This window comes from Rhodoferax sp. (genome assembly GCF_023701345.1).
Classification (GTDB): Bacteria; Pseudomonadota; Gammaproteobacteria; order Burkholderiales; family Burkholderiaceae_C; genus Rhodoferax.
Map to the genome: position 1 here is coordinate 1 of NZ_JAMPXE010000010.1, position 22,743 is coordinate 22,743.

At 61.0% G+C, this 22,743-nt stretch carries 19 protein-coding genes; 7 read left to right on the top strand and 12 right to left on the bottom strand.

Features of this window, described 5'->3' with window-relative positions; genetic code table 11:
- The 3 genes from NDI87_RS02585 to NDI87_RS02595 all read left to right on the top strand — a co-directional run.
- On the top strand, nucleotides 1–999 hold a 999-nt coding region (locus tag NDI87_RS02585), incomplete at its 5' end, for an EF-Tu/IF-2/RF-3 family GTPase (protein WP_296273242.1).
- A 27-nt stretch (nucleotides 1,000–1,026) separates the two neighbouring features.
- The gene (locus NDI87_RS02590; RefSeq protein ID WP_296273243.1) at nucleotides 1,027–1,842 is read left to right on the top strand and encodes an HAD-IIB family hydrolase; all 816 of its coding nucleotides are present in this window, start codon (nucleotides 1,027–1,029) and stop codon (nucleotides 1,840–1,842) included.
- Nucleotides 1,843–1,896: 54 nt separating this feature from the next.
- Nucleotides 1,897–3,774 (top strand): putative nucleotidyltransferase substrate binding domain-containing protein, encoded by a 1,878-nt coding sequence (locus tag NDI87_RS02595; RefSeq protein WP_296273244.1) that lies wholly within the window; start codon nucleotides 1,897–1,899, stop codon nucleotides 3,772–3,774.
- A gap of 11 nt (nucleotides 3,775–3,785) precedes the next feature.
- Here the strand turns inward: NDI87_RS02595 and NDI87_RS02600 are convergent, their stop codons facing one another.
- The 7 genes from NDI87_RS02600 to NDI87_RS02630 form a co-directional block, all read right to left on the bottom strand.
- Nucleotides 3,786–5,960 carry an exonuclease domain-containing protein gene (locus tag NDI87_RS02600; protein ID WP_296273245.1) on the bottom strand — a complete coding sequence of 725 codons (2,175 nt, stop codon included), beginning with the start codon at nucleotides 5,958–5,960 and terminating at the stop codon, nucleotides 3,786–3,788.
- The gene (locus NDI87_RS02605; protein ID WP_296273246.1) at nucleotides 5,957–6,331 is read right to left on the bottom strand and encodes a response regulator; all 375 of its coding nucleotides are present in this window, start codon (nucleotides 6,329–6,331) and stop codon (nucleotides 5,957–5,959) included. The genes NDI87_RS02600 and NDI87_RS02605 overlap by 4 nt, the downstream gene beginning before the upstream one ends.
- Before the next feature lie 14 nt (nucleotides 6,332–6,345).
- Nucleotides 6,346–9,066 carry a sensor histidine kinase gene (locus tag NDI87_RS02610; protein ID WP_296273247.1) on the bottom strand — a complete coding sequence of 907 codons (2,721 nt, stop codon included), beginning with the start codon at nucleotides 9,064–9,066 and terminating at the stop codon, nucleotides 6,346–6,348.
- Nucleotides 9,067–9,068: 2 nt separating this feature from the next.
- Complete coding sequence (locus tag NDI87_RS02615) at nucleotides 9,069–9,281, bottom strand: hypothetical protein (RefSeq protein WP_296273248.1); 213 nt, start codon at nucleotides 9,279–9,281, stop codon at nucleotides 9,069–9,071.
- 31 nt (nucleotides 9,282–9,312) lie between these two features.
- The gene (locus NDI87_RS02620) at nucleotides 9,313–9,666 is read right to left on the bottom strand and encodes a hypothetical protein (RefSeq protein WP_296273249.1); all 354 of its coding nucleotides are present in this window, start codon (nucleotides 9,664–9,666) and stop codon (nucleotides 9,313–9,315) included.
- Nucleotides 9,667–9,778: 112 nt separating this feature from the next.
- Nucleotides 9,779–11,584: a sodium:solute symporter family protein gene (locus NDI87_RS02625; protein ID WP_296273250.1), complete on the bottom strand. Its 1,806-nt coding sequence runs from the start codon at nucleotides 11,582–11,584 to the stop codon at nucleotides 9,779–9,781.
- Between the two features lie 10 nt (nucleotides 11,585–11,594).
- Entirely contained in the window at nucleotides 11,595–11,855 is a 261-nt protein-coding gene (locus NDI87_RS02630; protein ID WP_296273251.1) for a DUF4212 domain-containing protein, read from the bottom strand.
- Nucleotides 11,856–12,168: 313 nt separating this feature from the next.
- Between NDI87_RS02630 and NDI87_RS02635 the strand changes: the two genes are divergently transcribed.
- The 3 genes from NDI87_RS02635 (at nucleotide 12,169) to NDI87_RS02645 (ending at nucleotide 16,121) form a co-directional block, all read left to right on the top strand.
- Nucleotides 12,169–12,477 (top strand): DUF485 domain-containing protein, encoded by a 309-nt coding sequence (locus NDI87_RS02635; protein WP_296273252.1) that lies wholly within the window; start codon nucleotides 12,169–12,171, stop codon nucleotides 12,475–12,477.
- A complete protein-coding gene (locus tag NDI87_RS02640) occupies nucleotides 12,474–14,198 on the top strand; it encodes a cation acetate symporter (RefSeq protein WP_296273253.1) in 1,725 nt (574 codons plus the stop codon). Before NDI87_RS02635 ends, NDI87_RS02640 begins: the two co-directional genes overlap by 4 nt.
- Before the next feature lie 102 nt (nucleotides 14,199–14,300).
- Nucleotides 14,301–16,121 carry a DUF294 nucleotidyltransferase-like domain-containing protein gene (locus NDI87_RS02645; RefSeq protein ID WP_296273254.1) on the top strand — a complete coding sequence of 607 codons (1,821 nt, stop codon included), beginning with the start codon at nucleotides 14,301–14,303 and terminating at the stop codon, nucleotides 16,119–16,121.
- A gap of 15 nt (nucleotides 16,122–16,136) precedes the next feature.
- Here NDI87_RS02645 and selD read toward each other — a convergent pair whose 3' ends face one another.
- The 3 genes from selD to NDI87_RS02660 form a co-directional block, all read right to left on the bottom strand.
- Nucleotides 16,137–17,234 (bottom strand): selenide, water dikinase SelD, encoded by a 1,098-nt coding sequence (gene selD, locus NDI87_RS02650; RefSeq protein WP_296273255.1) that lies wholly within the window; start codon nucleotides 17,232–17,234, stop codon nucleotides 16,137–16,139.
- A 75-nt stretch (nucleotides 17,235–17,309) separates the two neighbouring features.
- Entirely contained in the window at nucleotides 17,310–17,525 is a 216-nt protein-coding gene (locus tag NDI87_RS02655) for a cysteine-rich CWC family protein (protein ID WP_296273256.1), read from the bottom strand.
- A gap of 69 nt (nucleotides 17,526–17,594) precedes the next feature.
- Nucleotides 17,595–17,987 carry a DoxX family protein gene (locus tag NDI87_RS02660; protein WP_296273257.1) on the bottom strand — a complete coding sequence of 131 codons (393 nt, stop codon included), beginning with the start codon at nucleotides 17,985–17,987 and terminating at the stop codon, nucleotides 17,595–17,597.
- A 420-nt stretch (nucleotides 17,988–18,407) separates the two neighbouring features.
- Here NDI87_RS02660 and NDI87_RS02665 point away from each other — a divergent pair, with 420 nt between their 5' ends.
- The gene (locus NDI87_RS02665; RefSeq protein WP_296273258.1) at nucleotides 18,408–19,478 is read left to right on the top strand and encodes an enolase C-terminal domain-like protein; all 1,071 of its coding nucleotides are present in this window, start codon (nucleotides 18,408–18,410) and stop codon (nucleotides 19,476–19,478) included.
- Between the two features lie 122 nt (nucleotides 19,479–19,600).
- Here the strand turns inward: NDI87_RS02665 and NDI87_RS02670 are convergent, their stop codons facing one another.
- Nucleotides 19,601–21,841 carry a malate synthase G gene (locus NDI87_RS02670; protein ID WP_296273259.1) on the bottom strand — a complete coding sequence of 747 codons (2,241 nt, stop codon included), beginning with the start codon at nucleotides 21,839–21,841 and terminating at the stop codon, nucleotides 19,601–19,603.
- A gap of 36 nt (nucleotides 21,842–21,877) precedes the next feature.
- Complete coding sequence (locus NDI87_RS02675) at nucleotides 21,878–22,642, bottom strand: haloacid dehalogenase type II (protein WP_296273260.1); 765 nt, start codon at nucleotides 22,640–22,642, stop codon at nucleotides 21,878–21,880.
- Nucleotides 22,643–22,743 lie beyond the last annotated feature (101 nt).

Below are 22,743 nucleotides of genomic sequence, written 5' to 3' on the forward strand. Positions count from 1 at the left end.
CTGCAGGCCCGCTTTGGCCATGAATGGGACACAGCCCTGGACAGCATGGAGCTCGCCACCGGGGCCTCCCCCAAGTTCGACCGCGAGGCCTTTCTGGCCGGCAAACAAACCCCGGTGTTTTTTGGCTCCGGCGTGAACAACTTTGGTGTCATGGAAGTGCTCGACGCGCTGGTCGACCTGGCGCCGTCGCCGGGTCCGCGCACCAGCTCGTTGGTGGTCAACAAGCAGCCGGTCATCAAACAAGTGCAGCCCGAGGACGACGCTTTTTCAGGCGTGGTCTTCAAGGTGCAGGCCAACATGGACGCCAACCACCGCGACCGCATCGCCTTTGTACGTATTGCTTCTGGAAAATACTCGCCAGGCATGAAGCTCAAGGTGATGCGCACCGGCAAAGAGCTGCGCCCGACCAGCGTGGTGACCTTCATGAGCCAGCGCCGCGAGGCGGTGGAAGAAGCCTATGCCGGCGATATCGTCGGCTTTACCACCCACGGCGGCGTGCAACTGGGCGACACCATCACCGACGGCTCGGTCAACCTGCTGTTCACCGGCCTGCCGTTTTTTGCCCCCGAGATGTTCATGACCGTGGTGCTGAAGAACCCGCTGCGCACCAAGCAGTTGCAACAGGGTCTGGCCCAATTGGGCGAAGAAGGCGCGATCCAGGTGTTCAAGCCCGAAATGGGCGGCAACATGCTGCTCGGCGCCATTGGCCAGCTGCAGTTTGAGGTGGTGCAGCACCGCCTCAAGGGCGAATACGACGCCGACGTGCGGCTGGAAAGCAGCCAGTACACCGGGGCGCGCTGGATCACCGCCGACTCACCCGCCGAACTCAAGGAATTTGTCTACGCCTACCCGCAGCGCATGGCGCGCGACGCGGCCGACACCCTGGCCTACCTGTGCACCAGCCCCTACGATGTGCGCCTGGCGCAGGAGCGCTTCCCCAAGATTCACTTCCACCCGCTGCGCGAGCATGCCGGACTGGCGCTGCAGTCAGCGGGCTAAGTTCGCAGAACCTTGTCATCGCAGGCCATGAAGCCGCTCTCAGCCTGGCCGCTCGAGGCGCGCCGTCACTTGATCGGCGTTTTCACCGACATCGATGACACGCTGACCACCGACGGGGCCATCACGCCCGATGCGCTGCACGCGCTGGCAGATCTGAAGGCGGCCGGGCTGCACGTGATTCCGGTCACCGGGCGACCGATCGGCTGGTGTGAACCCTTCGCCCGGGGTGACACCGTGGCCGGCATCGCGCCCTGGCCGGTGGATGCCATCGTGGCAGAAAACGGCGCGGTCGCTTTTGCCAGAAACCCGCCTCATCGACTGTCAAAAATATACCAGCAGCCTGAAGCCACGCGTGCCCTCAATTTCGCCAGGATGCAGCAGGTCGCAGCCCGGGTGCTGCAACAGGTGCCCGGTTCAGCGCTGTCACAGGACGCGCCGGGCCGCGAGACCGACATCGCCATTGACCACAGCGAATTCACCCACCTGCCACCCGGCAAAATAGCCCAGGTCGTGCAACTCATGCAAAGCGCTGGCATGCGTGCTACCGTCAGCAGCATCCACATCAACGCCTGGTTTGGCAGTCATGACAAGCTGGAGGGGGCACGCTGGATCGTGCGCGCCTTGTTCGGACGCAATCTTGATGGCGAGATCAACCAATGGGCTTATGTGGGCGACTCTGCCAACGACCAGATCATGTTCCAACATTTCAGCAATAGCGTGGGCGTGGCCAACATTCGCCGCTTTGCAGCCGACTTGACGCACCAGCCGCGCTTCATCACCCCGAGCGAACGCGGCGCTGGCTTTGCTGAAGTGGCAGGCGCGATACTCGGGGCAAGAACCTGAGCCAGCTTGCCGAAAATTGCCCAGCCCAACCGACACAACCCTGAGTGATCTGTCATGCCCGCCACGCCCAAGCTCCCGTCCCTGTTAAACAGCCACTTGTCCCGGCAGCGGGTTTTTGCCCAGCTCAGCAGCAAAAGCCGTGAGGCACTGGCGGGCCAATTCACACTGGCCAGCGCCACAGCGGGCGCCACCTTGCTGGCGCAAGGCCAGTTGCCAGACCGGCTGGGCCTGATCCTGCATGGCTCGGTACGCCTGAGCGATCCGGATCTGAATTTGTCGGTGCAGCTCGAAGCAGGTGACCTGTTTGGTTTTGGTGTCACCCCAACGCCGCAATTGGCAACCTGGCAGGCCGTTGCAGCGGCTGATTGCGAGCTGGCCTGGCTGCCTGCACCGGTCTTGGCGCAGCTGTGTACCAAACATGCCCAACTGGCGTATTTTTTACCGTCCTTACAGCCGTTGCATCAACCGCCGGCAGAGCAGAACCAGCAGGTCAGCGAATCCAGCACGGCACTGAACCTGCTGGGCACCCCCATCCGCACACTGATCAAGCGCGCGCCCATCACCCTTGCCCCCGACGCCTCGATCCAGGCCACCGCGGTGCTGATGCGCGACCTGCGGGTGTCCTCCGTGCTGCTGGTCGAGCAAGGCCTGCTGTTTGGCCTGGTCACCGACCGCGACCTGCGCAACCGCGTGGTCGCGCTCAACCTGGACATCAGCCGCCCCGTTTCCGACATTGCCACGCTGGCGCCCATGACCGTGAGCGCCAACAGTCCGGCATTTGAAGCCCTGCTGCTGATGGCGCGCCACAACATCCACCACATGCCGGTGATGGAAGGCGGCAACATCCTGGGCATGATCACCGCCACCGACCTGACCGAGCAACACAGCACCTCGGCGGTGTATCTGGCCGGTGACATCTACAAACAAAGCACCCTTGATGGCCTGAAAAGCATCAGCACACGGGTCAGGCAACTGCAGCAGAACCTGGCCGCGGCGGACGCCAGCGCCTACAGCACCGGCCACATCATCACCGCCATCACCGATGCCATCACCACCCGGCTGATCCATCTGGCCGAGGCACAACTGGGGCCCACCCCGGTGGACTACGTCTGGGTGGCGGCCGGCAGCCAGGCACGCAACGAACAAACCGCCAAATCGGACCAGGACAATTGCCTGATCCTGGACGATGCGTTTGACGAGGCTGCGCACGGCGGGTACTTCAAGGCGTTCAGCAAATTTGTCTGCGACGGCCTGGCCGAGTGCGGCTACATCCACTGCCCGGGCGACATGATGGCCATGACCGACACCTGGCGCCAGCCGCGCCGGGTCTGGGCCGAGTATTTCCGCAAATGGGTGGACAACCCCAAGCCCAAGTCGCTGATGCTGACCTGCGTGTTTTTTGACCTGCGCGCCATCCACGGCCAAGCCGAGCTGCTCGACGGGCTGCGCCAGCAGGTGGTGCAACACACCAGGGGCAACAGCCTGTTTTTGGCGCACATGGTCAGCAACGCGCTCAAGCACCGGCCACCGCTTGGCATGTTTGGCCAGATCACCCTCAGCAAGGGCGGCGACAACCCGCGCACCATCGACCTCAAACACACCGGCATCGTGCCGATCGTCGATCTGGCGCGGGTTTATGCACTGGCCGCAGGCGTCACGCTGGCCAACACCCATGACCGGCTCGAACTATCGGCGCAGGCCGGTGAGGTGACCGAGCAAAGCGCGCGCGACTTACGCGGCGCACTGGAGTTCCTGGGCAAGTTGCGTATAGCCCATCAAGCGCGGCAAATGGCGCAGGGCCAGGCGCCTGACAACTTTCTGGCTCTGGAAGAGCTCTCCAATTTTGAGCGCAGCCACCTCAAGGAGGCCTTCAGCGTGGTGCAAACCCTGCAAGACGTGCTGAGCCAGCGCTATTCGGGCGGACGCTTCTAGCCGTCAATCAGTCAGTATTTCAAGCGCGCGTAATAGGTCTTTTGCGCCGCCTCGCGCGCCTGGCGCAGCGTGGTGATGCCCATGGCCTTCAGCAGGGGCAGCAGGCGCAGCCAGACCTCGGCGGTGACAATGGCATCGCCCAGCGCGGTGTGGCGCCCCAGCACGGTGATATTGAAGCGCTCGGCAATGGTTTCGAGCCGGTGCGATTCCTGGTTCGGGTGCACCACCGCCGACAGCAACAGGGTATCGAGCACCGGATGGTTGAACACCAGGCCGGTGTGGCGCTCCTGAAGCTGCAAAAACTTCATGTCAAAGGCGGCGTTATGCGCCACCAGCACCGTATCCTGGGCAAAGGTATAAAACGCCGGCAACACCTCGACAATGGGCGGCTTGCCTTTGACCATGTCCTGCGTGATGCCGTGGATCGTAACCGTCGCAGCCGGGATCAGCCGTCCGGGGTTGACCAGTTGCTCAAAGCTCTCCTGCCGCAACAGCTTGCCATTGACAATGCGCGCCGCACCGATCTGGATGATCTGATCGCCCTCTGCCGGATTCAGCCCCGTGGTCTCGGTGTCAAAGACGGTGTATGAGAGTTCATTGAGCAGGCGATCATCAAGTTCACGGCTTTGATCCGTCACTTGAAACAGGTCAAAGTCGTAAAACTCGGGGCGGCTGTCGTTTTGCAGAATCTGCGTGGCTTCCAGTTGTTCCTGCATGCTGGCCATGGGCAGCAAAAACCGGAAAAACGCCTCGTGGCGCACACGTTCGCGCTCAAACCACATCTCGCCGCCGTGGCGCTCCACCACGTCGCGCACGGTGAGCGGCGTGCTCTCGTTGCCAAACCGCATGCTGTCCATTTCCCAGCTCATCACGGTCTCGGTGCTCATGGCCTGGCCGGTCCAGATCAAGTCGAGCTGCGCCCGGTTGCCATTGGACTGCAGTCGCAGCCGGAAAAATTTCACATCAAACTCGTCCGCCAGACGCATCGCCAGATAGTCCAGCGCCTGCGTCAGGCTGAAACTGTCCACCTTGAGCCAGACGCTGGCATCCAGGTTTTCCAGCGTCACCGGGCGCTTGCTGCGCGCCTCAATGCGCCGCTGGCTGGCCAGCAGCACGTCGGCCCCCATCATTTCTTCCAGCGGCCAACGGGCCTTGAGGCCCTGCGTGGCCTGTTGCGTCATGGTGTTGATACGCGTGCTCATGCTGGTCACCTCTTCACGCACCACGGTCAGAAAGCGCTCGCGCATGGGCACCTCCAGATCCGGGTAGGCCAGCATCTCGACAGCGGCCTGAATGTTGGCCAGCGAGGAGCGGCTGCCCTCGGTCAGGCCATGCAGCAACTGGTCGCGCAAATGCTCTTCCTCAAAAGCCCGGGTCACGTTGTCGAGCATCAGGACAAAGCCACTGATCTCAGTCGCAGCGCCCATGGCGTCGACATGGCGCACCGGTGCCATTTGCACCTTGAGCAACTGGCCGGCCTGGGTAGTGGTGACAAACTGGGCAGACGGGCTGCCCGCGCCCCGCTTGATGCGCTGCTGGATGCTCTCCAGCGCGTGCGCCACCAGTTGCCGGTCGAACACCGCGTAAATGGAGCGCCCGATGCCCATCAGTTCAGCACCACCGGCCAATGTGGGCGCCACCGACAGGGTTTTGAATTGCAGGCGGGCACGGTTGTTGTACAAGATGATGCGGCCATCCAGATTGCACACCACCACGCTCTGCGTCAACTCCGACATCAGCGCCGCCAGACGATTTTTTTCCTGCTGCACGCTCAGACTGGCCTGGGCAATTTGTGTTGCCACATCCTGGCGCAAGCTATCGCGCTGGGTCGCCAATTGAAAAATCACCTCGGCCAGCGCCTGGGTCTCGGCGGTGCCGCGGTGGTTCATGGGGGCGGCCTGCGGTGCCGCCAGCAAGACCTTGGCTTGTTCCAGCAGCCGACCCGGCGCACTGGCATAACGCCGAAACAGCCAGCGCAGGGTGGCGCCAATCACCACCAGGCCAAACACCCAGGTCAGGCCGATCAGGACAAAACGGGGTGCCAGTTGATCCGCCAGCAATGCGCGTTGTTCGGGCGCCAGGGTGGAAGCAATCAAGCCCATCGTCAGCAGCAGCCAGACCACCGTGGCCAGGCCGATGACAGCAATCGCCAGCAGCAGGCGCCGGTCGATCCTGCGACGGTTCATGCGGCTTTGCCCAGCATCTCTGCCACCTTCTGCACCAGCTCTCGGGTGGCAAATGGTTTGGTCATGTAGCCATCCGCGCCGAGCGCCAGGCCCTTGGCCACATCGGTGTCGCGGCCCTTGGCAGTCAGCATCAGGATTTTGGTGGCCTGCACCGCATCCAGGCTGCGCACTTCCTGGCACACCTCAAAACCGGATTTTTTGGGCATCATCACATCCAGCAGCACCAGGTCCGGGAGCTCACGGATGATGGCATCCACCGCCTCCTGACCGTCACGCGCAATCACCACGTTGTAGCCTTCGCGCTTGAGCAGGTACTCGAGCGAAATCACAATGTTGGGCTCATCGTCAGCCACCAGTATTTTCGGACTCATCTCGCTCTCCTCTTTTATGTTTTGAAGGGCAGATAAAAACAAAACGCCGCCCCCTGCCCATGCTCTGACTCCAGCCACAGCCTGCCGCCAAAATGCTCCACGATCTGGCGGCTGATCGGCAGCCCCAGGCCCGTGCCCTGCGGCCGGTTGGCGGCATCGCCACCCTGGCGGAATTTCTGAAAAATAAGCGCCTGCTGCTCAGCCGATACCCCGGGACCGTTGTCACGCACCATCAGCGTCACGCCGGTATCGTCGCTGCTCAGGCTTACATCAACCCGACCACCAGGCAGCGGCACAAACTTGGCGGCGTTGGAGAGTAAATTCAGCATCACCTGGGTCAGTCGGTCGGGGTCGGCCAGCAACACCAGCGGATGCTCAGGCACATGGACCTGCACCAGCGTTTGCCGCTCCCGAAACAGCTCCGAGGTGGTCACCACCGCTTGCCGCACGAGCGCGCACAAGTCCACCTCGGCGTTGTGCCACTCGGCATGGCCCGACTCGATCTTGGCCATGTCGAGCACCTGGTTCACCAGCCTGGACAGGCGTTCGGTCTCGCTGACGATGATGGCGATGAACTGGCTGCGCCGGGCCTCTTCCATGGCGGGGTCGTCGCGCATCAGCTCGGCCAGCGCCCGAATCGAGGTGAGCGGCGTGCGCAGCTCATGGGTGACCGACGACATGAAGTCGTCCTTGAGCCGGTCCAGGCTCTTGAGCTGCTCATTGGCCGTGCGCAACTCGCACGTGGCGCGCTCCAGCGAGGCCGACTTTTCTTCCAACTCCTGCGAGTGCGCGCGCAACTGCGAGGTTTCGTCCAGAATGCGCAAGACATCGTCTGGCGTCAGGGTTTCTTCTTCGACACTGCTGGCCACCAGCACCCGGGCCGAGGCACTGCCGACCGCACCCGCCAACTGGGTTTCAACAAACTGAACCAGACGCGCATCAGGCGTGATGCCGCTCAGACTGCTCGCCCCCACCTGACGCGCATAGGCCGAAAACAGCGTTTGTGTCCGATCTGACCCCATGAAGCGCTCACACAAGCGCAACAAATCCGGCACCGTGGCGCGACCGCGCCAAAACACGGGCCGCGCCGTGGTGGTGCGCTCGAACACATCGACAAACAACAGCGCCTGGCTGGCCTCCTGGCCATTGGGCGCACGCCACAGTGACAAGCCCACATAAGCGCCAATATTGACCAGCAAACTCCAGAACAGCGAATGCGTCAGGTTGTCCAGCCCACGCAGGCCAAACAGCTGCTCGGGCAGCAGCCAACTCAAACCCAGCAGGCCCTGGTTCAAAAATACATCAGGTAACCAGCCCGACTTGGCCAGCGACGGCAACATCAGCGTGTAGCACCACATCAGAAACCCTGCCAGCAAGCCCACCAGCGCACCCTGGCGCGTTGCCCCCTTCCAGTACAGGCCACCCAACACCGCGGGTGCAAACTGGGCCACGGCGGCAAAGCTGATGAGGCCAATGCTGACCAGGGCATAGGCTTCGCCGGCCAGGTGAAAGTACACATAGCCGAGCACCAGCACGCCCAGAATAGCGGCACGACGGATGACCAGCAGCACACGCGTCAAGTCGTGCCCGGCCCCGGATTTGAAATGCCGGGTACGCAGCAACAGCGGCATCACCAGTTCATTGCAGACCATGGTGGAGACCGCAATCGTCTCCACGATCACCATGCCGGTGGCAGCAGACAAGCCGCCAATGAACGCAAACAAGGCCAGCGCCGGCTGCCCTGCCGCCAGAGGCAATGACAAGACAAAGTTGTCGGCATTCATCTGCCCCGACCCGAAATACAGCAAGCCGCCCAGGGCAATCGGCAGGACAAACAGATTGATGGCCAGCAGGTAGAGCGGGAACACCCAGACCGCGCGGCGCAAATGGCTCTCGCGCACATTTTCAACCACCATCACCTGGAACTGGCGCGGCAAAAAGATCACGGACAGCATCGACAGCAGCGTCAACGCAAACCACTGTGTCCAGGCAAAGCTGCCGCCCTGTTCCAGCCGCAGCAGTTTGGCCAGGTCGGGCACCGCGTGGGCCCGCGCAAAAACGTCGGCGAGACCATTGAACATGCCGTACACCACAAACAGACCCACCGCCAGAAAAGCAATGAGCTTGACCACCGACTCAAAGGCAATGGCCGCCACCAGGCCTTCGTGGCGCTCCGCCGAATCCAGATGCCGGGCGCCAAACACCATGGTGAACCCGGCCAGCGCCAGGGCCATGTAAAAAGTGCTGTCCTGCGTCCAGTGCGCCTGCGCGGGCAACTCGCCCAGGGTAGTCGCCGTGAGCAAGCCATAACCGGCAGAAATCGCCTTGAGCTGCAGCGCAATGTAAGGCACGATGCCCACCACGGCAATCAGCGTCACCAGCCCGGCCAGCAGCGGGCTTTTGCCGTAGCGGCTGCCAATAAAGTCGGCAATCGAGGTGATGCGGTAAGTCTTGGCAATCCGGATCATCTTGCGCAGCACCAGCCAGCCCAGCGTCATGGCCAGCGTCGGCCCCAGGTAAATCGGCAAAAACCAGATACCACCCGACGCCGCACGCCCGACGCTGCCAAAGTAAGTCCAGGCGGTGCAATAGACAGCCAGCGACAGGGAATAGGTCCAGGGGTTGGCAATGATCGAGCGGCCCTGGGCGGCGCGCCAGTCGCCAAAACTGGCCACGGCAAAGAGCAGCAGCAGGTAAGCGAATGAAGCGCCGACGACCAGCATGGGTGACAGCATGGCTAGTCGTCCTTCACCTCAGGCGTGTGCCGCTCCATCAACCAGGCCACGGCCAAAATCAACAAGGCCCACAAAGCCATCAAAGCCGCCGGAAACAGCGGCACACCCAGCACCGTGGTATCCACGTCCCACAGCCCCAACAGCGGAAAATTCAACAACACCCAGCCGCAGCAAAACAAAGCCACCAGCCGCTGGGTCGTCAAACTATTGGCCATACTGAAACGTCAAGAAAGGTTTTTTTGCACCTCAGGCCTTGCCTTTGAGCCAACTGGCATGGGCATGGCGACTGAGCGCAAAGCTCGCAATGAACTTGCACCAGATGGTGCTGCCGGCAATGGCGCTCCAGGTGCTGTAGTCCCAGTAGCCCGCCAGCACGGCAACAATCACACACACGATCACGACCCCGGCGACCAGGTTGATCGCCATTTCATAGGGGGCAAATTTTTCGGGATTGGCGGGCGCCTCGCCGCGCTTGATGCCGACCTCGGAAAAATCACGGTTCACCACGATGCGCCAGGCCCGGCGCAGCCAGACAAAGCTGATTGGAAACAGCGCCAAAAACAAAATCCACGTCATCGCGACGCTGATATCAAACACCATTTTCCAACTCCAGTTCAATTAAAAAGCCCTGCCAGCATACCTGACAGGGCTTTTCTTGTCACCCCGGCCCGCACCCGCGGGCAAGGGAATGACTCAAGCGCTCAAATCAGCTTTAGTGGGCACCGTCCACCAGCTTGGAACCACGCGGCACACGCACCGATTCCACCATGTGCTGAATGTGCTCGGGTGGTTCGGGGGTGACTTTGTCCACAGCGAAAGCCACAGCAAAGTTCACCAGCGCGCCAATGGCACCGAAAGCTTCAGGCGTGATGCCGAAGAAGGGGTTGGCGCCACCAATCAGGGGCAGGAAGTCCGTGCCCTTGATGAAGAAGATGCCCTTGTGCGCAAACACATAGAACAAGGTCACGAACAGGCCCGCCAGCATACCGGCCATGGCGCCCTCCTTGTTCATTTTCTTGCTGAAAATACCCATCATGATCGCAGGGAACAGCGAAGACGCGGCAATACCGAAGGCCAGCGCCACGGTACCGGCGGCAAACCCTGGCGGATTCAGACCCAACCAACCCGAAATCACAATCGCCACCGCCATGGCAATCTTGCCTGCCAGCAGTTCGCCCTTCTCGGAAATATCAGGAACAAAAATGTTCTTGATCAGGTCGTGGGATACCGCAGCAGAAATAGCCATCAGCAAACCCGCCGCCGTGGACAGCGCAGCAGCCAGGCCACCGGCAGCCACCAGACCGATCACCCAGTTGGGCAACAACGCAATTTCAGGGTTGGCCAACACAATAATGTCAGCGTTCACTGTCAGCTCATTGCCCTTCCAGCCCGCAGCGGTCGCTTTGGCTTTGGCAGCTTCATTCTTGGTTGCGTCGTTGTAGTACTGGATGCGGCCGTCGCCATTCTTGTCTTCAAACTTCAGCAGACCGGTTTTTTCCCAGCGCTTCATCCAGTCAGGACGGGTTTCGGCCTGAATGCTGGCTTCTGGTGCGTACAAGTCACCCCCCTTGACCACAGCGGTATTCACGGTGGAATGCAGGTTCAACTTGGCCATGGCCGCCACAGCAGGTGCCGTGGTGTACAGAATGGCAATGAACACCAGGGCCCAACCGGCGCTGGAACGTGCGTCTTTCACGGTAGGCACCGTGAAGAATCGCATGATGACGTGAGGCAAGCCCGCGGTACCAATCATCAATGACATGGTGTAGACAAACATGTTCAGTGTGCTACCCGCCGTGGTGGTGGTGTATTTGCCAAAACCCAGGTCAGTCACAACGCCGTCCAGCTTGGCCAGCAAAGACATGTCAGTGCCTGTCAGCGTACCACCCAGTCCCAACTGCGGCAGGAAATTGCCGGTGAGTTGCAGCGAGATGAAGATCGCCGGAATGGTGTACGCCAGAATCAGCACGATGTATTGCGCCACCTGGGTGTAGGTGATGCCCTTCATGCCGCCGAACACGGCGTACAAAAACACGATGCCCATACCGACATAAATGCCGACATCGCTTGACACACCCAGGAAACGCGAGAACGCCACACCCACACCGGTCATCTGACCAATGATGTAAGTGAGAGAGGCGGTCAGCAGGCAGATCACGGCGATCATGCTGGCACCCTTGGAGTAGAAGCGGTCACCAATGAACTGCGGCACGGTGAATTTACCGAACTTGCGCAGGTACGGTGCCAGCAACATGGCCAGCAGCACATAGCCGCCGGTCCAGCCCATCAGGAACAGGCCGCCGCCATAACCCATGTTGGCGATCAGGCCGGCCATGGAGATGAAGGACGCCGCACTCATCCAGTCGGCGCCTGTGGCCATGCCATTGAGCACCGGGTGCACCGAGCCGCCCGCAGAATAAAACTCACTGGTGGTACCGGCACGTGCCCAGACGGCAATACCGATGTAGAGCGCAAAGCTCAAGCCCACCATGATGTAGATTGTGGTTTGAAGATCCATGTCTTAGTCCTCAGTCTTCATGAACATCAAACTTGATGTCCAGGTTGTTCATGCGCCAGGCGTAATAGAAAATCTGTATTACGAAGAAGTAAATGGACCCCTGATGGGCAAACCAGAATCCAACCGGGTAACCACCGAAGTGGAACTGGTTGAAAAAATCAACGAACAAAATGCCCGCCCCGAAAGACACCAAAAACCAGAGGATCAACACATTCCTCAACAGCTTCAGGGTTTCCTTCCAGTAGGCATGACTACCTAAGTCTTCCTTCATGAAATCTCCTAAGTTTTAATAAGACAAAGCAGCTCAATGAGCTGCGCCTTTACAGTGCGCGGTGTGGTCCCGCGCTGATGCAAGGCGGACTATTAAGGCGCTTGCTTACAGTTTTCTTATAAACCCGGCCTCGGCGCACGAAACAAGGGTAAACACTTAGCGAATAAGGCGGGCTTTTTTTGTTCGCTCCGCTCATAGGCAAATGTGGCTTTTCCCGGACCACCGGTAAGCGCGGGGTAAGCGCGGGGTAAGTGCTTGGTAAGTACCGTCCCTTAGCCTCGCCGCTGTCACAACTTATGAGGAGACATAGTTTATGCAAGATGATTTGATACAAAGGGTTGTCAGCAACCCCCAATACCAGGAGCTCAAGCGCAAGCGAAGCAGCTTTGGCTGGACGCTGACCTGGGCCATGATGATCGTTTACTACGGCTTCATCATGCTGGTGGCGTTCAACAAGGAATTTCTGTCGCAAAAACTCGGTGCAGGCGTCATGACCATTGGCGTGCCCATTGGTTTTGGCGTGATTGTGTTCACCGTCATCATCACCACCATTTACGTCCGTCGCGCCAACCGCGAATACGACGACCTGACTGCCGCCATCACCAAGGCGGTTTTGAAATGACAACTACAAATACAAACAAGCGCCTGCTCGCGCTGATCTCGCTGCTCGCTGTTTCCGCTGGTGCATTGGCTGCCGGTGCCGATCTGGGTCAGGCTGTCCAACAACCGACCAACTGGACCGCCATCGGCATGTTCGCCGCCTTTGTCGTCTTCACGCTGTTCATCACCAAATGGGCAGCCGCCAAGACCAAATCTGCGGCCGACTTCTACACCGCGGGTGGCGGCATCACCGGTTTCCAGAATGGTCTGGCAATTGCCGGCGACTACATGTCGGCCGCTTCCTTCCTGGGTATTTCCGCCGCCGTGATGGCCAGCGGCTTTGACGGCCTGATCTACTCCATCGGCTTCCTGGTGGGCTGGCCTGTGATCACCTTCCTGATGGCCGAGCGCCTGCGTAACCTGGGCAAGTTCACTTTTGCCGACGTGGCAGCGTTCCGCTTCGAGCAAAAACCTGTGCGTATCTTTGCAGCCTCGGGCACGCTGGTGGTGGTGGCGTTCTATCTGATCGCCCAGATGGTCGGCGCCGGTCAGCTGATCAAACTGTTGTTTGGTCTTGAGTACTATATGGCGGTGATCATTGTGGGCGCGTTGATGATGGTGTACGTGCTGTTTGGCGGCATGACCGCCACCACCTGGGTGCAGATCATCAAGGCCTGCCTGCTACTGGGTGGCGCCACCTTCATGTCCTTGTCGGTGTTGTGGCACTTTGGTTTCAGCTTTGAAGCCATGTTCGCCGGCGCCGTCCAGATCAAGACCGATCTGGCATTGAAAGACGGCAAGATTGCCGAAGTCGCCGCGGCCGCTGGCCAGTCCATCATGGGCCCGGGCAACTTTGTCAAAGACCCGATCTCGGCGATCAGCTTCGGCATGGCGCTGATGTTCGGTACCGCTGGCTTGCCACACATCCTGATGCGCTTCTTCACGGTGCCTAGCGCCAAGGCTGCGCGCTCCTCTGTGATGTGGGCCACCGGCTGGATTGGTTACTTTTACCTGTTGACCTTCATCATCGGCTTTGGCGCGATCACCTTTGTGCTGACCAACCCAGAGTTCCTGGATGCCAAGGGCGCTCTCAAAGGCGGCGGCAACATGGCGGCTATTCACCTGGCCAACGCCGTGGGCGGCAACGTGTTCCTGGGCTTCATCTCGGCGGTGGCCTTTGCGACCATCCTGGCGGTAGTGGCTGGTTTGACGCTGTCTGGTGCATCGGCTGTGTCTCACGACATCTATGCCACCGTGATCAAAAAGGGCAAGGCCAACAGTGCCGACGAGCTGCGCATCTCGAAAATCACCACCATCTGTCTTGGCATTCTGGCTGTGACACTGGGCATCGTGTTTGAGAAGCAGAACATCGCGTTCATGGTCTCTCTGGCCTTCGCGATTGCCGCTTCGGCCAACTTCCCTGTGCTGTTCATGTCGGTGCTTTGGAAAGACTGCACCACCAAGGGCGCCGTGATTGGCGGCTTCCTGGGCCTGATCTCTTCCGTGGCATTGACGGTGGTGTCGCCGTCAGTTTGGGAAGCCACGCTGGGCAACCCCAAGGGCTCGGCGCTGTTCCCCTACACCTCGCCGGCCCTGTTCTCAATGGCGATTGGTTTCATCGGCATCTGGCTCTTCTCGATACTTGATAACAGCGCCCGTGCCAGGCAGGACCGCGCGGGTTTCCTGGCGCAACAAGTGCGTTCGGAGACCGGCATTGGTGCTGACGGCGCGTCAGGACATTGATGTAAACAGCGTGTATCGCTGCCCCTGCGGGTGGCGATGCGATAAGCTCAAGGGGCTGCAGGCAAGGTGTCTGCAGCCCTTTTTTATCTTCAGAAGGTGATCGTGTCCGACGACTTTGCATTCGATACAGCACCCTTTAACGAACTCACCTCGACCGAGCGAACGCTGTTGCAGGAACTTGCGCTAACGACCCGCCATCGACCAGGTGCGGCAATTCTGTTGCCCCATACTGACCACCCGCAGTTCTTGTGGGTGATGCACAGCGGCCATGTGCAGCAGGAAGACATGGGGCAAGTCCATGTTTTGGGTGCTGGCGAATCATTCAATTGGCGCGGGTTGCTTACCGGACACAACCAGGCCACCGTGACGGCCCTTGATGAGGTGCAGTTATGGCAGCTGCCCAAAGAAACCCTGATGCACTTGCTGGCCGACAATGCCCGCTTCAGCGCCAAAGTGTTCAGTGAGGTCGCCGGCCATCTCGCAGACGACCAGGGGATGGACCAGCACCGTGAATTGCTGTCACTGATGCTGGTGCGCGTCAGGGATGCCTACCTGCAAAAGCCTTTTTATGTGGACGGCCGGCTTGATCTGGTGTCGGTTTGCCGCCTGCTGTCCGAGCACAAAACAGGCAATGCGCTGGTTCGCGATGAGAAGGATGGCGTTGAGCGCATCGGCATGTTCACCACCACCGACCTGCGCGATGCCCTGCTGCAGCCGACGCCGCCGGCACAACTGGCGGTGCGCGAGGTGGCCCGCTTTGACCTGGTCACCGTCGCCCCGGAAGCCGAGCTCTTTGATGCGCTGCTGATCATGCTGCGGCACCGGGTGCACCGGGTGCTGGTGAAAGATGGCGACACCATCGTGGGTGTGCTGAGCCAGCTCGACCTGATGAGCTTCATGTCGAACCACTCGCACCTGATCACGCTGCAGGTGGAGCAGGCCCACAGCGTGGCCGAACTGCAAGTGGCGGCCCTGCAAGTGGACGACACCATCAAACTGCTGCAACGTGGCGGTATGCGCATCGAGATCATCTCCAGGCTGGTCAGTGAGCTCAACAGCCAGATATTCGCCCGCCTGTGGGCATTGCTGGCACCGCCCGAACTGGTACAAAACAGTTGCCTGCTGGTGATGGGCAGCGAGGGTCGCAGCGAGCAAATTCTGAAAACCGACCAGGACAATGCGCTGCTGCTGCGCGACGGCTACCAACACCCTGATTTGTCCGGGGTCACCCGACAGTTCAGTGCCGCGTTGCTGGACTTTGGTTACCCGCCCTGCCCCGGTAACATCATGGTGACCAATCCGATGTGGTGTCAAAACCTTGGCGCCTTCAGGCAGACCATTGGCCAGTGGCTGTATGGTGCTGACCCCGAAGGCCAGATGCATCTGGCCATTTTCATGGATGCCCGCGCCGTCGCAGGTGATGCCGCGCTGTTGCTGAACGCGCGCGACTTCGCGCTCACCATGGCCATTGGCAGCGATACCTTTATCAGCCGTCTGGCCAGTGCCATTGACCAATTCCAGGAACCCGGCAACGCCTGGTGGAACCGTTTGCCCTTGCTGCAAAGCCGCGAGGCTGAAACTTTTGACCTGAAGAAAATCGGCAGCTTCCCGATCGTGCATGGCGCGCGCGCACTGGCGCTGGAATACCGCCTGGAAGCCCTAGGCACGGTGGATCGATTGCAGGTTTTGGCCAATCTCCAGATCCTGCCCGCCACACTGGTGCGCGACCTGGTTGAGACGCTGCACATGCTGATGACGCTCAAGCTGCGCAACAATCTGCGCCAACGCGCACTGGGGCAAGCCATCAGCAACCAGGTTGAGCTGAACAGCCTGGGCACCCTGGAGCGGGACCAGCTCACCGATGCCCTGGGCATCATCCGTCAGTTCAAGCAATTTTTACGACGCCACTATCACCTGGAGTAGCGACCCCAGAACTGACTAGCGCAGCGTCAAATAAGTCGCACCATTGAAAGCGGTCATCTCGCCAATATCGGCCGCATCGGCAAAACCCTGTTCCCTGAAAATCGCCAGCACCGCCGCCACCGTCTCTGGCGCGCAACTCACCAGCAGCCCGCCGCTGGTTTGCGGGTCGGTCAGCAAGGCTTGCTCGACCGCTGAAAAATCGGCGGGCAAACGCACCTCGTGGCCATAGGCCGCCCAGTTGCGGCCAGAGGCACCGGTGATGCAGCCCTGCTGCGCCAGTTCGCGCACGCCAGCCAAAAACGGCACCTTCTGCCAATCCAGTTGCAGCGTACAACCGGCGCCGCGCGCCATCTCCAGCGCATGACCGGCCAGCGCAAAGCCGGTGACATCGGTCAAGGCATGCACACCGTCAAGCGCAGCCAGCGCCGGGCCGGGTGTGTTGAGCTGGGTGGTGACACGCATCATCTCGGCGTAGCCGGCTGCATCGAGCTGGTCCTTTTTGAGTGCCGCCGACATCACGCCCACGCCCAGCGGTTTGCCCAGGATCAGGCGGTCGCCCACCCGGGCGCTGGCGTTGCGCTTGACCCGGCCCGGGTGCATCAGGCCCAGCGCCACCAAGCCATAAATCGGTTCCACCGAGTCGATGGTGTGGCCCCCGGCAATCGGGATGCCGGCGGCGCGACAGACACTGGCGCCGCCCTCCAGAATCTTGCCGATGGTTTCCACCGACAGCACGCTGATCGGCATGCCCACCAGCGCCAGCGCCATGATCGGCGTGCCGCCCATGGCATAGACGTCGCTGATGGCGTTGGTGGCGGCAATGCGGCCAAAGTCAAAGGGGTCGTCGACGATCGGCATGAAAAAGTCGGTGGTGGCAATCAGCGCCTGCTCGTCGTTGAGCTGGTACACCGCCGCGTCGTCGGCGGTCTCGATGCCCACCAGCAACGCCTTGGGGATCGGCATGGCCGTGGTGCCCTTGAGGATGCTGGACAGCACGCCCGGGGCGATCTTGCAGCCGCAACCGCCGCCGTGCGACAGACTGGTCAGACGTGGCTCTGCGCGCACGGGAGTTGCCGCGGGGGCGGCAGAAGAGGTTTGGTTTTCAGCAGTCATGGGGCTCGCCAACGTTTGGGGTGATGGATCAATCAAAACGCCATTATCCGGCGCCAGCCCTGGCGCGCAAATCGCTCAGGAGTTTGCCCCTTTGGCGCAGGCGGCGCACACACACGCCTTGCCCTGCGCAGCCTCGGGAACCTGGTTGAGCAAATCCTGTGAGAACTGCGCCTGTGTGCACCAGCAGGGTGGCTGCGGGATGCCGGTGGCGAGCTGAACTTCCATGGCGCATTGGTTGGGCTGGCCGCACAGCGGGCAGTTTTGCGGATTGAGGGCTGGGGTGGATGTCATGTTGAATACCGTTTAAATTTCAATCCATCATAAGAGCAAGCAGCTTAACGCAACCACGGCTCAAAGGCTTTAGTTTTTTGGCTTGGCCGTCAGCGCTATTGCCACGGCACCCAACAAGTAAAGCCCCTGGAGTTCCAACGCCCATCCGCCTGATTTTCCCAACGAGAATAATTCACCCGAGTGAACCAGGAAGATGGCAACCACCATATTGAAGGCGATGACAAGGGCAGCCGGACCCACAAAGAACCCAGACAAGACAAACAAAGGCGCCAGCACCTCGCCGATCAGAACGCCGTAGCCAAGAAATCCCGGCAGCCCCAAGGACGTGATCCTGCCCTGAATCCCGTCAATGCCATTTTGCAATTTTGCAATGCCGTGCAGCAGCATCAGCAGGGCGACGGACCAGCGAAGGATGTAGATGCCAGCGGTGGGGTGGTAAATTTTTTCAAGGATTTTGTTCACGAAAGTTCCGTTGTTGAGGGGATTGAAATGCTGATGCAACGCGCTAACTGATCCTTGACCAGGATGTCAGCGTGTGCCTTTTGAACAGAATTTGCACGGTGTCGTCTTGACGGTCAGCGCGCTTGGCCTGGTTCAGCAAGTTCCGAGTCGCATGCACCAACAAAGTTCCGTGCCGCTGATGCTGACTTTTGTTGTTCGCCGGCGCTGTCGGTTACGCATCTGCGCACCCAAGGCCGAACAATTGCAGCTTTATTTTCCGCGAGCATCCGACGGACGACAGCGAGAAGATTGAGTCTTGGCATTTTGGGTAAGGCAAATCAACTATCGTGAAATGATTGGCAGGGAGAGCGAGTTCAATTCTTGCCACAATCCGCCTGTTCACCGATGACTCCCATTTCGCCCGACCGGAGATCCATGCCCATGAAAATCACCAACATCCGCACGACGCCTGTTCTTGCGCCCTTACCCCGGCCGGTGCGCACCGCTTCGGGCACCATTGACCAGTTTCCCCTGGTCTTGATTGACGTGAGCACCGACACAGGGGTGGTGGGCCGCGCCTACGCGCAGGTCTACCTGCCCGAGCTGCTGCCGGCGCTGGAGCGAACCGTGTCCAGTCTTGCGCAAATGGCCACGGGTTTGCCGCTGGCGCCCCGTGACGTTCACGCGCACCTGCTGCGCCGTTGCCGGCTGTTCGGCATGAAGGGACTGTTGGGCGTGGCGCTCGGTGGACTGGACATGGCGCTGTGGGATGCATGGGCCCGCGCACGCGGGGAGCCGCTGGCGCGCGCGCTGGGGGCCGAGCTGCGGCCACTGAGGGCCTACCACAGCGTCGGCCTGTACGACGCGAAGGAAGTCGTCGCAATCGCAGAGGAGACGCTGGCGGCGGGTTTTTCAGGTCTCAAGATCAAGGCCGGGTTTCCCACCTTCGCCGAAGACCTTGCCGCCGTCCGCGCGGCCAAGCGGGCGCTGGGCAACTCAACCGCGCTCATGATCGACTACAACCAGTCGCTCAGCCTGCCGGAGGCGATGGCGCGCTGCAAGGCCCTCGATGACGAGGGGCTGGAGTGGATCGAGGAGCCGGTGCTCGCCGACGATCTGGCGGGCTGCGCCCGCATTGCCGAGGCACTCACCACACCGCTGCAGATCGGCGAAAACTTCCATGGGCCGTCTGAGATGCGCGCGGCAATCGCCGCGCGCGCCTCGGATCTGGTCATGCCAGACGCGCAGTTCATCCACGGGGTGACGGGCTGGCTTGAGGCGTCGGCGCTGGCGCAGACGGCGGGGCTGCCCATGTCCTCCCACACTTTCGTTGAAGCCAGCGCGCAGTTGCTGTGCGCGACGCCCACCGCGCACTGGATCGAAGTCCTGGACGCCGCCGGCGGGCTGCGACAGGCATCCCTTCAGATCAAAGACGGGATGTTGCTGCCCTGGGACACGCCGGGGATTGGGCTGGAGTGGCGCGAGGACATGGTCGCGCGGTACCGGCTGTGATTGCAAGTAGCCGACGTTTGAGCAGCGCTTCCCGGCGGCCAGCAACACCAGTCGGAAGTGGGCTCGCAGACAAAAAAGGCACCCGAAGGTGCCGTTTTTTCTGCTGTTGCTCTTGAAACAACTCAAGCCGCAGCCAGCGCCTTCACCTTCAGCCGCCAGCCATGCAGCAGCGGCTCGGTGTAACCGCTGGGCTGCGCCAGGCCCTTGAACACCAGGTCACAGGCGGCCTGATACGCCATGCTGGTGCCAAAGTGGCCGGCCATCGGCTGGTAGAGCGGGTCACCGGCGTTCTGGGCGTCGACCACGGCGGCCATGCGCTCGAAGGTTTCCTTCACCTGCGCTTCGGTCACCACGCCATGGTGCAGCCAGTTGGCCATGTGCTGGCTGGAAATGCGCAGCGTGGCGCGGTCTTCCATCAGGGCGATGTTGTGAATGTCGGGCACCTTGGAGCAGCCCACGCCCTGGTCGACCCAGCGCACCACGTAGCCCAGAATACCCTGCGCGTTGTTGTCGAGCTCCTGCTGTTTCTCGGCAGCGCTCCAGTTCGGGCTGGCGGCAACGGGAATGGTCAACAGGCCGGTCAGCAGGGTCTCGCGCTGCTTGTCGGCGTTGATTTTTTCCAGCTCCTTTTGCACATCCTTCACCAGCACCTGGTGGTAGTGCAGCGCGTGCAGCGTGGCACCGGTCGGGCTCGGCACCCAGGCGGTGTTGGCGCCGGCTTTGGGGTGGCCAATTTTTTGCTCCAGCATGGCCTTCATGAGGTCGGGCATGGCCCACATGCCCTTGCCGATTTGCGCCTTGCCGCGCAGGCCGCAGCCCAGGCCCACCAGCACATTGTTGCGCTCGTAGGCGGCAATCCAGGCGCTGCTCTTCATGTCGCCCTTGCGGATCATCGGGCCGGCCTGCATGGCGCTGTGCATCTCGTCGCCGGTGCGGTCCAGGAAGCCGGTGTTGATGAACGCCACACGGCTGGCGGCGGCGGCAATGCAGGCTTTCAGGTTGACGCTGGTGCGGCGCTCTTCGTCCATGATGCCGAGTTTGACGGTGCTGTCCGGCAGGCCCAGCATGCCTTCGACGCGGCCAAACAGCTCGCTGGCAAAAGCCACTTCTGCCGGGCCGTGCATCTTGGGTTTGACGATGTAGACCGAGCCCTTGCGCGAGTTGCGGATGGCGTCCTTTTTGGTCTTGGCGAGGTCGTGCATGGCGATTGCTGTGGTGACCACGGCATCCAGAATGCCCTCGGGGATTTCGCGCGTGACGCCCTGCTTGTCGGTGTACAGGATGGCCGGGTTCGTCATCAGGTGGCCGACATTGCGCACAAACATCAGCGAGCGGCCATGCAGGCGCACCGACTTTTTGCCATCCGGCGCGGTGTAGACGCGGTCGGCATTGAGGCCGCGGGTGAAGGTCTTGTCGCCCTTGGCGACTTCTTCGGTCAGCGTGCCCTGCAAAATACCAAGCCAGTTGCTGTAGGCCAGCACCTTGTCGTCGGCGTCCACGGCGGCTACCGAGTCTTCAAGGTCAAGGATAGTGGACAGGGCCGCTTCCAGTACCAGGTCGGACACGCCGGCCGGGTCTTTGGCACCGATGGGCGTGGCGCGGTTGATGATCAGGTCCAGGTGCAAGCCGTTGTGCTCAAACAGAACGCTTGAGGGCGCCTTGGCGTCGCCCTGGTAACCCACCAGCCGGTCGGCATCCGCCAGGCTGGTGTTGCTGCCGTCAGCCAGTTGGACGGCCAGTTTGCCGCCCTTGATGCGGTAGCCCACCGAGTCCACATGCGAGCCCTTGCGCAGCGGCGCGCAACGGTCGAGCACATGGCGCGCATAGGCAATCACCTTGGCGCCACGCTTGGGGTTGTAGCCGCGGCCGACTTTTTCGCAACCCTTGGCCTCGTCAATCACATCGGTGCCGTAAAGCGCGTCGTACAAGGAGCCCCAGCGCGAGTTGGCGGCGTTGAGCGCGTAACGCGCGTTCAGGATCGGCACCACCAGCTGCGGGCCGGCCTGCCTGGCCAGCTCGGCGTCCACGTTCGAGGTGGTGATGCGGGCCTTTTTGGGCTGCTCGACCAGGTAGCCAATGCGCTCCAGGAAGGCACGGTAGTTCGTCATGTCCGAGGGCTTGGAAGGATCACCTGCGGTGATGGGGCCGGGGTTGGCCTTGTGCCAGCCATCAAGCTCGGTCTGCAGGCGGTCGCGCTCGGCCAGCAGGGCGATGTTTTTCGGCGCCAGGTCGGCCACGATGGCGCCAAAACCTTTCCAGAATTTGGCGGGTGCCACGCCGGTGCCGGGCAGCACCCGGGTTTCAATGAATTGGCACAGGTTGGCCGCGATTTGCAGGCCGTTTTTGGTGATGCGTTCAGTCATGATGGAGAGGCTCAGAGTTAAAAATCAGAAAAATGATCACGAGAAAAAGTCCGGCACGGCGCGCAGGTCGCTTCCGGTGCGGGTAGGCTGGATGCCCAGCTCTTCAAAAGGCAGACGGTAGCGATTGACCCACAGCGTGGTGTAGCCATACCAGGTGGCCCCCAGCGCGTCCCAGGCATTGCAACTGACGAACAGGATGTCACGCGCCTCCAGGCCGGTGGCCTGCTCGCCCAGCGCATAGGCCTCGGGGTGGGTTTTGAATTTGCGAACCGGGTCCACACTGATGATGTGGTCGAGCAAGCCGTCAAAACCTGCCGAGTGCACGGCGGCCTGCAGCATGGCGGCGTCGCCATTGCTCAAAATGCCGAGCGGAATGCCTTGCGCCTTGAGCTGTTGCAGCACAGCCAGGTTTTCCGGGAAGGCCTGCAGGTGCTGGTATTGGGCCAGCAGCATCTTGATGGCGGGCCCGTATGCCAGCAGGAAATCGTCCTGGGTCAGCGTTTCGCCGCTGCCTGCCACTATTTTTTTGATGGCAAAGACCAGCGCCGCCCGGGTCAGCACGCTGAAAGGCTGGTAGTGCGCACCGTGGTTGCTGGTGGCGACCAGCCGGGTGTATTCAATCTGTTTGTCGCGCCACAACACGCTCAAGGCCTGACCGTGGCCAGGAAACAATTGCTCGGCCAGTTGCGCCACGCTGTACACGTCGAACAGCGTGCCATAGGCATCAAACAGCACGGCACGCGGCGGGTTGCGGCGGGGCCCGGTGGCTTGAGCCAGCAAGGTTTGGGTTGAACTTGGCATGCTCCGATTTTATGAATGGATGCTGTTCACAGGCCCTGAACCAGCGCGCAAGAGCTTTAACCAAAATGCAGGTAATGAAAAAATCCCTGGCCACGCGCAAC